Genomic DNA, 13,660 nt, shown 5'->3' on the forward strand with positions numbered 1-13,660 from the left:
GACGAGTACCAGATGACCGAGTCCCCGAAGCCGCTAGGCGTGACGACGACCCCCATCCCCGGGTTCCTGCGCCTCGACCTCACCGTTCACGGCGACAACCGGGGCTGGTTCAAGGAGAACTGGCAGCGCGAGAAGATGGTCGCCCTCGGTCTTCCGGACTTCGCGCCCGTGCAGAACAACATCTCCTTCAACGATGAGGTCGGTGTCACCCGCGGCATCCACGCCGAGCCCTGGGACAAGTTCGTCTCCGTCGCCACCGGCAAGGTCTTCGGCGCCTGGGTGGACCTGCGTGAGGGCCCCTCCTTCGGGACCGTCTACACCACGGTCATCGACCCCTCCGTCGCCGTCTTCGTCCCCAAGGGCGTGGGCAACGCCTACCAGACCCTCGAGCCGGGCACCGCCTACACCTACCTCGTCAACGACCACTGGTCGCCGGACGCCCGCTACACCTTCCTCAACCTCGCCGACGAGACCGCTGCCGTGCCCTGGCCGATTCCGCTGGAGAGGGCGATCCTGTCCGACAAGGACCGCTCCCACCCCCGGGTGGCCGAGGTCACTCCCTTCCCGGCTGCGGCGCACACCGGGCGGCGTGTACTCGTCACGGGCGCCAACGGACAGCTCGGGCGCGAGCTCATGAGGCAGCTGCCCGAGGCCGGGTTCACCGTCACCGGCGTCGACCTGCCCGATGTTGACATCGCCGACGCCACTCAGATGGCGGCCATCGACTGGTCGCGCTACGACGTCGTCGTCAACGCGGCCGCCTGGACCGCCGTCGACGCCTCCGAGACCGGCGAGGGACGCCCGGCCACCTGGCGCGCCAACGCCACCGGCCCCTCCGTCCTGGCCCGCATCGCCTCCGAGCACGGCCTGACACTCGTGCACATCTCGAGCGAGTACGTCTTCGACGGCACCATCGAGCCCCACACGGAGGACGAGCCCCCCAGCCCCCTGGGTGTCTACGGCCAGTCCAAGGCGGGGGGCGACGCCGCTGTCACCGCGGTGCCCAGGCACTACCTCGTGCGCACGAGCTGGGTGGTGGGCGACGGCAGGAACTTCGCCAAGACAATGGTGGGACTCGCCGCCAGGGGAGTGCGCCCGAGCGTCGTCGCCGACCAGACCGGTCGCCTCACCTTCACCACGGACCTGGTGGCGGGCATCATCCACCTGCTCACCAGCGGCGCCGACTACGGCACGTACAACATCTCCGGTGAGGGCCCGCTCGTCTCCTGGTACGACGTCGCCACGCGCGTGTATGAGCTCGTCGGCCACAGCGCCGACGAGGTCACCGCCGTCACCACTTCCGAGTACTATGCCGGGCAGGCGGGCATCGCCCCGCGCCCCCTGAAGTCCGCGCTGGACCTGAGCCGGATCGCGGCGACCGGCTTCACCCCCGCCAACTCCATGGAGCGCCTGGATGCCTACGTGCGCTCCCTGACACAAGGATGAGTGCAGGCTCCCCGGCTGGGGAACACGGTCCCACAAGTCGAAACGAGGAGCACGTGGAGCATGATGAGACTGGGCGCCGCAGTGTGTTAAGCGCCCGGAGGATGAGGATCCCGACTCGGGGCTGGGTCGGCGGTCTTCTCGTCGTTCTGGCGCTGGTCGTCGGCATCGGATGGAGCGTCTCGTCGCCATTGGCCTCCTCTCCCGACGACGACTACCACCTGGGGAGCATCTGGTGCCCGCGGCCCGTGGGACAGTCGTGCGAGACCTCGGTCGTCGACGGCGCCCCGGTGGTCAAGGTGCCCCGGGCCGTCGCCGACAGCTCGATGCGGTGCTTCGCCTTTAAGACGAACTCGGCCGGCTGCGCCATGGGCTACCGCGATGACGACCTCGTGTGGTCCACCCGCTACGACGACGGCAACTACCCCACCGGCTTCTACCGCGTGCACCACCTGCTCATCGGTCAGGACGTCCAGACCTCCGCCCTGCTCATGCGCGGGCTCAACGTCGCCCTGTGCGTCGGCCTCGTCACCGCCCTGCTCCTCCTGGCGCGCCCCGTGCAGCGCCACCGCCTGGGCCTGGCGCTGCTGATCACCTGGAGCCCCATCGGGGTTTACTTCATCTCGTCCAACAACCCCTCCTCATGGGCCATCACCGGGGTCCTCGTTTACGCGACGGGCATGTACCTGGCGACGACATCCGAGGGGCGCCGGCGCGCCGGACTCATCGCCTGCGCCGTCGCTGGCGCTCTCATGTCCCTTGCCAGCCGCTACGACGCCTCCTTCTACCTCTTCGTCGTCGGGGTGGCGTTGCTTGTCGCGGTGAGATGGCGACGCGCCCTGTGGCCCGAGATGGTCCTCACCGCCGTCCTCGGCTTCCTCGGCGTGCGGGCCATGGTCGTCTCCGGTCACACTGACGCCATTCCTGGGGTCGGCTCCACCGGGCCCGAGGGCGGCTTCCTGCACCGCCTCATCGTCGGTATCGAGACGGCGCCGAAGTACGTCGGCGGGTTCTGGGGCCTGGGTTGGGCACCCGGCTGGGGCGATGTGCCGCTGTGGGCGCGCGCCCCCTACATCCTCGCCATCCTCGCCGCGGGCGGCGTCATCCTGTTGGCCGTGACCTCGGGCTCGTGGCGCAAGTGGCTGGGTGTGGGCGTCATGCTCGGCGCGATCGTCGGCCTGCCGGCCGTCTTCTACGCCGCCGGCGTCTTCCGCGAGCTCGAGGCCTATCAGGCGCGTTACGTGCTGCCGCTGTTCGCCCCCCTCCTCTTCCTCCTGCTGACGGTTGACGAGGATGAGCCGCTGCGCCTCACGCGCGCGCAGACGACCTGGCTGGGTCTGAGCGTCGTCGGGTGTCACGTGCTCTCCCACCACACGGTTCTCATGCGTTTTGTCGTCGGCGTGACGCCCGACTGGGTCCTCAACCTCGACGCCGCACCGCAGTGGTGGTGGGACGTGCCGGTGACCCCCATGACCGTATGGGCCGTCACCTCCTGCGCCTTCCTCGCCCTCACCGTCGCGGTGCTGCGCTCGGTCGAGGACCGCTGCGCCTGCCGCCGTGAGGAGGACGTATGACCCCCTCTCTGCTCGTCCTCATCCCCGCCTGGAACGAGGAGCAGGTCATCTCCGGCGTGCTGGCGGAGATCATGAGCGTCGTCGGGCAGGGGGTCGACGTCGTCGTCATCTCAGACGGGTCCACCGACGCCACTGCCCGCATTGCCCGCGACGCCGGTGCCACCGTCCTCGATCTGCCCGTCAACCTCGGCGTCGGTGGTGCCATGCGGGCCGGCTACCTCTACGCGCTGCGCCACGACTACGACTACGCCGTCCAGGTCGACGCCGACGGGCAGCACGATCCTGCCGAGATCGCCTCGCTGCTCGCCGCCGCCCGCCAGCAGGACGCCGACGTCGTCATCGGGGCGCGCTTCGCCGGCAAGGGTGACTACGAGGTGCACGGGCCGCGTCGCTGGGCGATGGCCGTTCTGTCCGTTGTCCTGTCGCGCGTGTGCCGCACCCGCCTGAGCGACACGACCTCGGGCTTCAAGCTCACGAGTCGGCGCGCCATCGCGCTCTTCGCACGTGAGTTCCCCGCCGAGTACCTCGGCGACACGGTCGAGGCCCTCGTCATCGCTGCCCGCGGCGGGCTGAAGGTCGTCCAGGTGCCCGTCGAGATGAGGCCCCGTGCCGGTGGCGCCCCCTCCCACAACCCGTTCAAGGCCGCGAAGTTTCTCCTGCGTGCCTTCATGGCACTGGGCATCGCGCTCACCCGCCCACGCACCGCGCCGGCCTCTTCCAGCGAGGAGATGGCATGAACTCGACCTACGTTCTTGGTCTGCTCTTCGGCCTCATCGTCCTGGTCTCGGTGTTTCTCAAGATGCGCAACTCCGGGATGAAGGAGGAGTATGCGACCTGGTGGATCGTCATCGCGATCGGCAGCGTCGTCTTCTCCGTCATCCCGGGGGCTCTCAAGGCCGTCTCGACGGTGTTGGGGGTTCAGGTGCCCCTCAACCTCGGCTTCTTCGTCGGCGCTATCATCCTGCTGCTGCTCTCGCTGCGCTTCAGCGTCGACCTGTCACGGTCCTCGGAGGACCGGCGGCGGCTCGCGGAGGAGATCGCGCTCCTGCGCGCCGAGGTGGATGCGCTTCGCTCCGAGATGCAGGTGCTGGGGGCACAGCAGCAGCGTGAGGACCCGCCCTCCGAGTGAGGCGAGCCCACGCTTGTGTAGGGCTCATGTCAGCGCCGGTGCCAGTCGCGCACGGCCTGCTCAGCGATCTGCGCGTATTGCTGGGCACGCACCGGCCAGGTCCACGGGGTGATGAGCTCCGGCGGGGCGGCCGGGGCGGGGTGCTCCAGCACCGTGCGCAGCGAGCGCACGAGGCTTTCGGTGCTCCGCTCATCGCACACGGTGACAGGGGCACCCTGCTCCCTGAGCAACTGGGCTCCGGGGACGACGAAGGTGACGACGCGCCCCTGGACCGCGATCGACTCCAGTAGTGTCGTCTGGAAGCCCTCGGACAGCACCGTGGGGTTGACGAGGGTCGCGCCGCGCAACGCGGCCTGGACCTCGTGCTGGGGCACCCGGCCGCGAATCGCGACGACCTCGTCGAGCCTGAGCTGTGTGGCTCTCTCGCGTGCGAGCGCGAGCTCGGCCCCATCGCCCAGCACCTCGCCATCCACGGCGAGGCCGTCGGCACGCAACCGGGCCAGGGCCTCGAGGAAGGTGTCCCACCCCTTGCCCGCCACCATCCGGCCGACGAAGACGAGATGCCCCGGGCGGTCCGTTGTGGGCCCGGCAGGAGGCGGGGTGATGGCGTTGTAGAACACCTCGGCCTCGCGCGCCCCGAGCCTGGTCGCGAAGTCGGCAGCCTCGGGGGAGACTCCGAGGACCTTCTGAGCGTGTGAGAGGACGTAGCGTCCGGCCGTGAGGTCCACGATCCTCGAGCCCAGCGAGATGACGGGGGAGGGGCTTGCGACGAAACCACTGCCGTGCTCGGTGTGGATCACCGGCAGGTCGGCCCGGTGGGCGGCGAGCAGCCCGACGAGGCTCATGGGGAAGAAACGGGTGTGGGTGGACACGACGTCGATGCGCTGGCGGCGCAGATAGCGCGTGAGGGCGCGGGTGGCGCCGACGCTGGGGAAGCTGATGACATCGGCGACGGGCAGGTGGGAGCGTCCGGTGAGCACGCGCACGCCGTCGTCGTCGCGCGAGCCCGGCTCGGGGGCGATGGTGAGGACGTGGACCCGGTGACCCAGGTCGGTCAGGGAGCGGGCGAGGTTGGCGGCGTGCTGCTCGAGGCCGCCCATGCGCGGGGGGTAGTTGTTCGAGATGATCGCGATCCTCATGGCGTGCTGCTCCTCCCGGTGGCTGCTCAGTGCTCGTGCGACGTCGTCGCCCGCGGGTCCCGGTCCCGGGCGGTAGCGTGCGAGACGACGATACCCGCAGCGAAGCACAGGGCGAGGACGGCCATGGACCCGGTGAAGGCCGTCGCGGCCCCCAGCAGCCCCAGCGGGGGCACGAGGATCCGGCACAGCACCCCAGCCGCGACCGCGCCGACGACGTAGCCGACGAGGACGAGCCTCTGAAGGCGCATGGTGCTCAGCGCGTAGTAGAGGATGACCCCGCCCGCGTTGAGCGCGCCACCGGCGATGAGCACCATGAGCTCGAGCCGCAGCCCCGACACGTCCGTGGAGTACACGAGATCCAGGACGGGCGGGCCTGCGACGTAGGCGGCGGCCGCGACCACCAACGAGGCCAGGAACGTAGTCACCAGGCCTCGGCGGATCGCCGTGAGGAAACCCTCGTCGTCGCCCGCGGCCCAGCGGGTCGCCATGGGCGTCAGCAGCGGGCGGAACACCAGGAGGGACAGGAGGTTGATGGCCGACGCCGGCATGAAGATGACGGTGAAGTATCCCTGCGCCACCTCGGCGGCCTCGCCCATGGAGGTATCGATCGCCCAGCGCGGGGCGGTGAAGATGAACATGTTGAGGAAGGAAGCCAGGAACAGAGGCAGGCACTCGGCGAGCAGCTGCAGGACTGCGCGGGCGTCCCACGACGGTCGCAGCGAGTACAGGGACCGGGCCGGTGGGACGTAGGCGAGCACCATGACCACCAGTGACGCGACCAGGGTCGTGACCGTGGAGACGAGCAGGTGGCCCGTGAGCACGACCATGAGGCAGAAGACGATCATCGTCGCCATGGTGCGCACGAAACAGGCGCGCCCACCCAGGTCGAGGCGTCCGGCCCGCTGGAACTCGCTGTAGAAGACGTCCTCGAAGGCGTCGAAGACGCGCACAGAGGCGATGAGGATCATGAGGATGGCGGCCGAGGCGCTGTTACCGGTGACGAGTGCGTGCACGACGATGGCGGCGATCATGAGCACGACGGTGACGATCCGGGCGGCCAGGTAGGTGCCGAAGGAGAAACGTCGGCGCACGTCGGTGACGTGGTACGTGCGCACCTCGTACATGCCCAGGGTCTGGAACAACTGGCCGTTGGCGATGGCCAGGGCGTAGATCCCCACCGCCTGGATGTCGATGACGTGGCTGACGACCGCCGTCGTCAGGACGACGAAGACCGAGGCGGCCAGGGACGCGGCGGCATTCCACACGTAGTCCCGGCGCAGCTGGGAGCCCTCGCTCGAGGCCACGCGCTCAGGCCCTGACGTCGTGCGGACCGAAGTCCACGTGGTGGGGCTGGTGGTTCTCCCGCTCCTCGACCGGGGGAAGGGTCATGTAGTCGCCGTACCCGCGGGTCAGGACCGCGTCGTAACGGCGGGGAATCTTCACCGTGATGTCCTCGAAGGGCCCGTCGACGGCTGGGAAGAGCTCGTCGTAGCGCACCGACCAGCGTCGCGGGTCGCGGGTCGCGTAGTCACCCAGCAGGGGGGAGTCCTCGCCCTCGTGGCTGCGGGCGGCGCGCTCCCACCGGCTCTGGAGGGCTCGCGGGCTCACCCGGGCGGCCCGCAGCCCCCAGTGGACGGTGTGCATGACGGCGCCTGCCAGCTGACCCACGGGTGCGGGTAGGGACACCGACGGCCGCGGCGTCCCCCGCAGGAAGAGCAGGCGCCCCCACAGCCACGTGCGACGGTTCTGGCGGCGGTAGGCGCTCATCGCCGTGGGCATGACGTCCAGGGGGAAGACGTCGACGCCGATGGGCATGCGGAACGTGCGGTCCTTGGCGGCCTCGGAGATGAACTCGGTGCCCCTGAGTCCCAGCACGGCGAAGGGCGTGGGGTAGTCCGGGCTCGTACGAGGATCGAGCAGGACGAAGTCCTCGCCCAGGTGCTCGGGCGCCTCGCGCAGAAGACGCTCGTAGTCCGCGCGCGGCATGCACACGTCGGCGTCGTCGTCCCAGGGGATGAAGCCCTGGTGGCGCACCGCGCCGATGGCCGTGCCGCCGTAGACGACGTAGGACAGCCCCAGCTGCTCGCACACCCGGTGCAGCTCCGCCAGCACGACGGTCGTGGCGCGCTGCACGGCGCGTAGAAGAGCGGGGTCCTTGTAGGGGGTGAAGGCCATGGCAAGTTCCTGCGGTCAGGGGAGCGTGGTCTCGTAGGGGCCGAAGTCCACGAGGAAGGGCTTGTGGTTGCGGCGCTTGTCCGGCGGCGGCAGCTCCATGTAGCTGCCGTAGCCGCGCGTGAGCAGCACGTCGTACTCGCGCGGCAGCATGACCGTGATGTCCTCGAAGGGGACGTCGCGGGTGGGGAAGAGCTCGCTGCGGGTGACCACCCAGTTGTGGGGGTCGCGCATGGTGAAGTCGGCCATCCGCTCCGCCCGGGGGTCCTCGTAGCGGCGCACGGTGCGCTCCCAGCGGGATTGGAGGAAGCGCGGCGTGACGTGGGCCAGGCGCATCGCCCAGTGGGCGGCCGTCGTCGCCGTGTAGATCGCCGCGCGGGCGACCCCGTCGATCCCCACGAGGTAGGGGCGGGGGGTGCCCTGGAGGAACAGGAGACGGCCCCACAGCCACGAGCGGCGGCTCATCGAGCGGAAGGCGGCCTCGTCGTCGGGGATCGCATCGACGGGCAGGATGTCGAGGAACATCGGCATCCGGTAGCGCGAGCCCTTGGCGAACTCCGGCACGAGGAGCGTGCCCTTGAGAACCATCTTGGTAAACATGAAGGGGAAGTGCGCCACCGTGCGGGTGTTGTGCAGGTCGTACTCCTCGCCCAGCAGCGCCGGTGCCTCGAGCAGGAAGCGCTCGTAGTCGGTGCGCGTCAGAAGGACGTCGGCGTCGTCGTCCCAGGGGATGAAGCCCTGGTGGCGCACCGCGCCGATGGCCGTGCCGCCGTAGACGGCGTACTCGATGCCCAGCTCGCGGCACACCCGGTCGAACTCGGCCAGGATGCGGGTGAGCAGGACGTGTATCCGGTCGAGCATCTGCTGGTCGGCAGTGGCGTCAGGCGTCATTCGTCGTTCCCCTCGGCAGGCGGCTGCGCCGGCCTCGCCGACGCAGCCGCCATCGTCTCACAGCGCGTCGGCGGTTCCGACCGAGGTTGGCTGCGCCCCCGCCCCGTCGGGCGGCGTGCGGCGCAGCAGTACGAGGTCGCTCCAGTCGGCGGTCGCCGCCAGGATGGTGCCGACCAGGACGACGAGGCAGCCCACGACCTGCAGGGGGGTGGGGACCGTGCCCTGCAGGACGAGGGCGAAGAGCACCGCCCAGGCCGAGTAGGAGATGTTGAGGGCCATGCCGCGCGAGGCGCCGATCGTGCTGATCGCCTTGTAGTAGAAGAGGTAGGAGGCGGTGCCCGCCAGGGCGGCCAGTACCACGAGCCCGGTGGCGGGCGTCAGCACCGCCCTCCCGGTGAAGCCGAGGACGCCGGCGAGCGGGGCCACGACGAGCAGGTAGGCGGTGGCGGAGGTGGTCTGCCGGATGTGCAGGGCGGTCTCGTTGTCGACCGTGTCCTCGCGCATGCCCCAGGCGAGGATGACGGCCTCCGAGCCCCAGCCGATGACGCAGGCCAGGGCCGCGAGCACGCCGACCACCGCGGAGCCGCCCTCAACGGCGCCGGTCGTCCCCCAGCCGATCATGATGATGGCCCCCAGAGCCCCGAGCAGGGCGAGGACCTGGCGTGGGCGCATCCGCTCACCCAGCAGCACGAAGGCCAGGAGCGTGCCGACGGCCGGGTAGAAGGTGGAGATGATCGCCGTGTAGCCCGGGCCGATGTTGTTGATGGCGATGAGGTAGCCGGTCATCCCCACGGGACCGCCCAGCAGTGCGGCTCCCATGACGGCGCGGCCCGAGCGGGTGCGCAGCGCGGCGAGCGTGTCACCCAGGCGGCCACGGATGCCCATGTAGATGAGCAGGACGAGGGCACATGCGAGGTCGTGCAGGAGGGCGGAGGCGAGCGGAGCCTCGGAGGCGCCCAGGTAGGGCGCCAGGAGGACGGCGATGCCCAGGATGACGGTGTCAAGGCCCCACAGGGCCCCGGAGAAGATGCCGTAGCGCATGGGGGTTCAGTCCTCGTTCTCGTACTGTGCAAGCAGGGTGTCGATGTCGTCGACGGCGTAGCGGTAGTAGGTGAGAAGCCACTCGCCGACGTCGTCGCCCTCGGCCTCCTTGAGCAGGGCCCACACGTACCAGCACCAGCCGGCGAGGACGACGTAAGCCCAGAAGTGGCGGCGCTCGACGGCGGTCGGCACGCGCTTGAAGTAGTACTCCAGCGCCTGCTCGGCGAGCGCCTCGTCCATTTCGGCGGTGCACACGACCATCGTGCCGAAGTCGGCGGCGACGTCGGACATGCCGGCGTACTCCCAGTCGATGAGGTCGATGTGTCCGTCCTGGGCGACGAGGAAGTTCGGGGGGAAGAAGTCGTTGTGGCTGGGGACCCGGGGGAAGCCGTCGGCGTCGGCGTGTGCCTTCAGACGCAGGACCTTCTCGCGCAGCTCGTGGTATCCGGGCACTTCGATCGGGCCGTGGTCGGAGAGCAGGGCCTCGTAGCGCAGCCCCTCCTCGACGAAGTCGAAGGACCGGGTCATCTCGGCCCCGGCGTCGTGCAGGTGACGGCTCAGGCGCATCGCCTTGCGCAGCTCGTCGGGGATCGTGACGTCAAGGTTGCGCGAGCCCGGCACGAAGCGGGAGATCTTCCACCCCTTGTCGACGTCGCCGTCGACGAACGTGCGGTCCACGCCCGCGTCACGGGCCAGGGTCAGTGCCTCGAACTCGGCGTGGCGGTCCACCATCTTCTCCGTGCCTGCGCCCGGGTGGCGGTAGACGTACTCGTCGTCGCCGACGCTGAAGTGGCAGGACAGGTTGGTGATGCCCTGCTTGAGCGGGTAGAAGTCGCTGACGTCGTTCGGGTCGCAGCCGAGGGTCAGGGCGATGTGCGTGAAGACCTCCGAGTCGAGGTTCTCCATGAAGCCGGGGTCGAAGGCGCGCAGCTCGTCGAGGGAGTCGAACTCGTTGATGACGCCCTCGGGGTAGGGGCGCACCACCATGTCGAGCTCCTTGACGTGGTCGAGGTAGATCGACTCCCACAGCAGCGGGATGGTCTCGGGACGGTGATAGACCTTTTCGAGCACCTGGTTGAAGCGGGTGGAGAAGGCGCGGTCGAAGTAGACGTGGCCGAGCATGACCAAGGTGTCGGCGCCGCCGACGGTGGCACCGGTGATGCGGCCTGCGGGGCCGGTCTGGATGCACCACTCCTCGGTGGGGCCGGCGATGTACTGGGCCGAGTAGTAGGCCTGGTACACGTAGGGCTCAAAGGGGTTGGTGGTGAAGTAGTCGTCCGAGGAGCACACGTAGGTGTTGGCGAGCCGGTCGCGCACGAGCCACAGGGAGCCGTTGTTGTTACGCGAGGCGTACTCGCGGTTGACGACGATGTCCACCCCGTACTTCTCGATGAGGTAGAAGAAGTACTCCTTCTTGTATCCGACGACGACGGTGACGTCGGTGATACCCGCGGCGTGCAGCTGCTCGATCTGGCGTTCGATGAGGACCTCGCCGCGCACGCGCAGGGTCCCCTTGGGGCGCTCGTAGGAGATCGGGGCGAAGCGGCTGGACAGGCCGGCGGCCATGATGACCGCGTTGTCGACCTTGTAGGGGGTCAGGGCCTCCAGGCCGGCGGGGGTCAGGGAGCGGTCGGCGATCAGTCCCGTGGTCTCGATCCTGCGCACGTGGGTGTTGACCGTACCCAGGGACAGGCCGGTGGCCTGAGCGAGATCGCGCTGGGTCAGCGGTCCGGTCGCGGCGCGCATCGCGTTGAGGATGTGGAACTGGGGCTCGGTGAGGGGGGCTGCCATGCGGACTCCGTTCGGGTGGGCAGAACCACGTAGTGTTCGAAAACAGCCTGAGGTTACACCAAGTTGAACACGCGGTGCCCTCACGTGTCGCACCGCACAACGACGGCGGGGCGCGCGAGCGCTACGCCAGCATGCCCAGGGGGATGACGGCCACCCCGTCCGGGCGCCGGTAGGCGCCGGGGCCCGGCGTGATCACCACCCGATCGACGAGGCGGTCGCCGAGTTCCTCCTTGAGCCAGTTCAGGTGGCGGACATCGCGGTCGTCGACCGTGTGTGCGAGCTTCACCTCGCAGGCGATGACCTGACCGTCGTAGCGCTCCACGATGAGGTCGACCTCGTGCTCGCCGCCGCGCGTGCGCAGGTGGAACACCTGCGCCTCACAGGACGGGGCCGCGGCGCGAAGGCTCAACGTGGCGAGAGACTCGAAGAGCCGACCGAACACCTCTGCGGTCCCCGCCCTGCCGCTGAGGAGGACGTCCTCGCTCGCTCCGACCAGGTACGCCGCTAGACCGGGATCGCACAGCTGGTGCTTGTCGCCCTTCGTGAGCCTGGTGAGGGGTGTGAAGGCCGGGAGCCACGCTGGGACGGGGTCGAGGACCCACAGCGCGGAGAGCAGCTCGCGGTAGGCGTTGGTCGTGGAGCGGCTCGGCTTGTCCGTCTGTGAGGGGGTCGCGGCGTCAAGGATCGTCGAGTAGGTCGCCGTTGTCGACGAGGCGGCGGCGTAGGCGCGCATCCACGACCTCATGGCCGCGGGATGGCGCACGGTCGTCCCCAGCTCGGGTATGTCGTGGTCGATGATCCGCATGACGTACCCCTCGAGGGCGGTGCGCCGCCACCGCGGCGCCAGCGAGGTGATCGCCGGAAAACCGCTTGCGCAGATGTGTCGGGCGTAGTCGGCGGCGCTCAGCGAGCAGGTGCCGGAGATCGTGGCGGTTCCGGTGAAGAGGTCCGCGAGGCTGATCGACGGCGAGGTGTCGGCGCGCTCGGCCAGGCTGAGCGGGCGCATGCGCAAGGAGATGATCCTGCCCGCGCCCGAGTGGGTGTCTGAGGACGTCGTCGGACTGGCGCTGCCCGTGAGGACGAACCGGGTGGGGGTGTGCTCGTCAACGAGGCGGCGTACGGCGTCCCATACCGGTGGGTACTTCTGCCACTCGTCGACGCACAGGCGTGAGGCGCTGAGCAGCTGGGATCGCGTGTCCATGGCGACGATGTCGTGCGTGTCGGGGGCGTCGAGGCGCAGGACGCGGTCGACGTGACGTGAGGCCGTCTCCGTCTTGCCGACCCCTTTCGCGCCGTCGATCGCCGCCGCGGGCAGGTGAGTGAGGATCTCCTTGAGCTCGATGTCGACGTAGCGCGTGAGGTAGCCGCTCGACTTGTCCGCTGGCTTACGGCTGGACGGGGGGTCTGTCAGCACGGATGTTCGCCTCTCGCTCGCGACACCTTCTACCGGTCGTCCTGCCGAGACTCTACTGTACATCCTGCCGAACTTCTGCCGGTCATCCTGCCGGAAGCCGGTCCGCTCGAGTCCGGTGCTCCGCGTCGGCGACGGCGGGGCGTGCGAGGGCGCGGTCCGCCGTCGTCCGGACGCCGTGCCCTCAGCGCCGCTCGCGCGCGAGGATGTCGAGCAGGTACTGGCCGTAGCCGGACTTCACCAGCGGTTCGGCCCGCTCGCGCAGGCCGTCGTCGTCGATGAAGCCCATGCGCCAGGCGATCTCCTCGGGGCAGCCGATGTTGAGACCCTGACGGTGCTGGATGGTGCGGATGAAGGCCGTGGCGTCCGCCAGCGAGTCGAAGGTGCCGGTGTCGAGCCAGGCGGTGCCGCGGGGCAGGACCTCGACGGTCAGGCGTCCGGCCTCGAGGTAGGTGCGGTTGACGTCCGTGATTTCGTACTCCCCGCGCGCCGAGGGCCGGAGGCTGCGCGCGATCTCCACGACGTCGTTGTCGTAGAAGTACAGGCCGGGCACGGCGTAGTCGGACTTCGGGTGCGCGGGCTTCTCCTCGATGGACACGGCCTTGCGGTCGGCGTCGAACTCGACAACGCCGTAAGCGGTCGGGTCCGCCACCTGGTAGGCGTAGACCACGCCGCCGTCGGGGTTGGTGTGGCGGCGCAGCTGGGTGCCCATGCCGGGGCCGTAGAAGATGTTGTCACCCAGCACCAGGGCGGCGGGCTCATTGCCCACGAAGTCCGCGCCTAGCACGAAAGCCTGCGCCAGGCCGTTGGGGACCTCCTGGACCGTGTAGGACAGGTTGACGCCCAGCTGCGAGCCGTCGCCCAGCAGGCGGTGGAAGCTCGCCGCGTCGTGAGGGGTCGTGATGACCAGGACGTCCTGGATGCCCGCGAGCATGAGCGTGCTCAGCGGGTAGTAGACCATCGGCTTGTCGTACACGGGCACGAGCTGCTTGGAGGTGCCCAGGGTGATCGGGTTCAGACGGGTGCCGGAGCCTCCGGCCAGGATGATGCCACGCATGAGCACAGTGTC

12 protein-coding genes are annotated in these 13,660 nt (G+C 69.3%); 4 read left to right on the plus strand and 8 right to left on the minus strand.

Annotation, left to right across the window (positions count from 1 at the left end; translation table 11 throughout):
• Positions 1 to 12 precede the first annotated feature (12 nt).
• The 4 genes from ID810_RS02320 to ID810_RS02335 all read left to right on the plus strand — a co-directional run bounded on the left by ID810_RS02320 (position 13) and on the right by ID810_RS02335 (position 4,146).
• Complete coding sequence (locus tag ID810_RS02320; protein WP_166856232.1) at positions 13 to 1,446, plus strand: sugar nucleotide-binding protein; 1,434 nt, start codon at positions 13 to 15, stop codon at positions 1,444 to 1,446.
• 101 nt (positions 1,447 to 1,547) lie between these two features.
• Entirely contained in the window at positions 1,548 to 3,017 is a 1,470-nt protein-coding gene (locus ID810_RS02325) for a DUF2142 domain-containing protein (RefSeq protein WP_235931558.1), read from the plus strand.
• Positions 3,014 to 3,754 (plus strand): glycosyltransferase family 2 protein, encoded by a 741-nt coding sequence (locus tag ID810_RS02330; protein ID WP_166856228.1) that lies wholly within the window; start codon positions 3,014 to 3,016, stop codon positions 3,752 to 3,754. Before ID810_RS02325 ends, ID810_RS02330 begins: the two co-directional genes overlap by 4 nt.
• On the plus strand, positions 3,751 to 4,146 hold the full coding sequence (locus tag ID810_RS02335) for a DUF2304 domain-containing protein (protein ID WP_166856226.1): 396 nt from the start codon (positions 3,751 to 3,753) through the stop codon (positions 4,144 to 4,146). Before ID810_RS02330 ends, ID810_RS02335 begins: the two co-directional genes overlap by 4 nt.
• Positions 4,147 to 4,175: 29 nt before the next feature.
• Here ID810_RS02335 and ID810_RS02340 read toward each other — a convergent pair whose 3' ends face one another.
• The 8 genes from ID810_RS02340 to rfbA all read right to left on the minus strand — a co-directional run bounded on the left by ID810_RS02340 (position 4,176) and on the right by rfbA (position 13,648).
• Positions 4,176 to 5,285, minus strand: a complete 1,110-nt coding sequence (locus ID810_RS02340; RefSeq protein ID WP_166856224.1) for a glycosyltransferase family 4 protein — start codon at positions 5,283 to 5,285, stop codon at positions 4,176 to 4,178.
• Between the two features lie 26 nt (positions 5,286 to 5,311).
• The gene (locus ID810_RS02345; protein WP_188232560.1) at positions 5,312 to 6,589 is read right to left on the minus strand and encodes a lipopolysaccharide biosynthesis protein; all 1,278 of its coding nucleotides are present in this window, start codon (positions 6,587 to 6,589) and stop codon (positions 5,312 to 5,314) included.
• A gap of 4 nt (positions 6,590 to 6,593) precedes the next feature.
• Positions 6,594 to 7,460, minus strand: coding sequence for a LicD family protein (locus tag ID810_RS02350; protein ID WP_166856222.1), 867 nt, complete (start codon positions 7,458 to 7,460; stop codon positions 6,594 to 6,596).
• 15 nt (positions 7,461 to 7,475) lie between these two features.
• The gene (locus ID810_RS02355) at positions 7,476 to 8,348 is read right to left on the minus strand and encodes a LicD family protein (protein ID WP_166856220.1); all 873 of its coding nucleotides are present in this window, start codon (positions 8,346 to 8,348) and stop codon (positions 7,476 to 7,478) included.
• A gap of 57 nt (positions 8,349 to 8,405) precedes the next feature.
• Positions 8,406 to 9,389 carry a DMT family transporter gene (locus tag ID810_RS02360; RefSeq protein WP_166856219.1) on the minus strand — a complete coding sequence of 328 codons (984 nt, stop codon included), beginning with the start codon at positions 9,387 to 9,389 and terminating at the stop codon, positions 8,406 to 8,408.
• A 6-nt stretch (positions 9,390 to 9,395) separates the two neighbouring features.
• The gene (locus ID810_RS02365; protein WP_166856217.1) at positions 9,396 to 11,180 is read right to left on the minus strand and encodes a phosphotransferase; all 1,785 of its coding nucleotides are present in this window, start codon (positions 11,178 to 11,180) and stop codon (positions 9,396 to 9,398) included.
• 121 nt (positions 11,181 to 11,301) lie between these two features.
• Complete coding sequence (locus ID810_RS02370) at positions 11,302 to 12,594, minus strand: ATP-binding protein (protein ID WP_235931557.1); 1,293 nt, start codon at positions 12,592 to 12,594, stop codon at positions 11,302 to 11,304.
• Between the two features lie 181 nt (positions 12,595 to 12,775).
• Positions 12,776 to 13,648 (minus strand): glucose-1-phosphate thymidylyltransferase RfbA, encoded by an 873-nt coding sequence (gene rfbA, locus ID810_RS02375; RefSeq protein WP_166856213.1) that lies wholly within the window; start codon positions 13,646 to 13,648, stop codon positions 12,776 to 12,778.
• Between the last annotated feature and the right edge of the window lie 12 nt (positions 13,649 to 13,660).

Source organism: Actinomyces respiraculi, assembly GCF_014595995.2.
GTDB classification, from domain to species: Bacteria; Actinomycetota; Actinomycetes; order Actinomycetales; family Actinomycetaceae; genus Actinomyces; species Actinomyces respiraculi.

What these genes read in the sequence shown, in the direction of transcription:
- ID810_RS02320 (WP_166856232.1), top strand. Translation starts at nt 13, where the DNA reads ATGACCGAGTCCCCGAAGCCGCTAGGCGTGACGACGACCCCCATCCCC.
- ID810_RS02325 (WP_235931558.1), top strand. Translation starts at nt 1,548, where the DNA reads ATGAGGATCCCGACTCGGGGCTGGGTCGGCGGTCTTCTCGTCGTTCTG.
- ID810_RS02330 (WP_166856228.1), top strand. Translation starts at nt 3,014, where the DNA reads ATGACCCCCTCTCTGCTCGTCCTCATCCCCGCCTGGAACGAGGAGCAG.
- ID810_RS02335 (WP_166856226.1), top strand. Translation starts at nt 3,751, where the DNA reads ATGAACTCGACCTACGTTCTTGGTCTGCTCTTCGGCCTCATCGTCCTG.
- ID810_RS02340 (WP_166856224.1), bottom strand. Translation starts at nt 5,285, where the DNA reads ATGAGGATCGCGATCATCTCGAACAACTACCCCCCGCGCATGGGCGGC.
- ID810_RS02350 (WP_166856222.1), bottom strand. Translation starts at nt 7,460, where the DNA reads ATGGCCTTCACCCCCTACAAGGACCCCGCTCTTCTACGCGCCGTGCAG.
- ID810_RS02355 (WP_166856220.1), bottom strand. Translation starts at nt 8,348, where the DNA reads ATGACGCCTGACGCCACTGCCGACCAGCAGATGCTCGACCGGATACAC.
- ID810_RS02360 (WP_166856219.1), bottom strand. Translation starts at nt 9,389, where the DNA reads ATGCGCTACGGCATCTTCTCCGGGGCCCTGTGGGGCCTTGACACCGTC.
- ID810_RS02365 (WP_166856217.1), bottom strand. Translation starts at nt 11,180, where the DNA reads ATGGCAGCCCCCCTCACCGAGCCCCAGTTCCACATCCTCAACGCGATG.
- rfbA (WP_166856213.1), bottom strand. Translation starts at nt 13,648, where the DNA reads ATGCGTGGCATCATCCTGGCCGGAGGCTCCGGCACCCGTCTGAACCCG.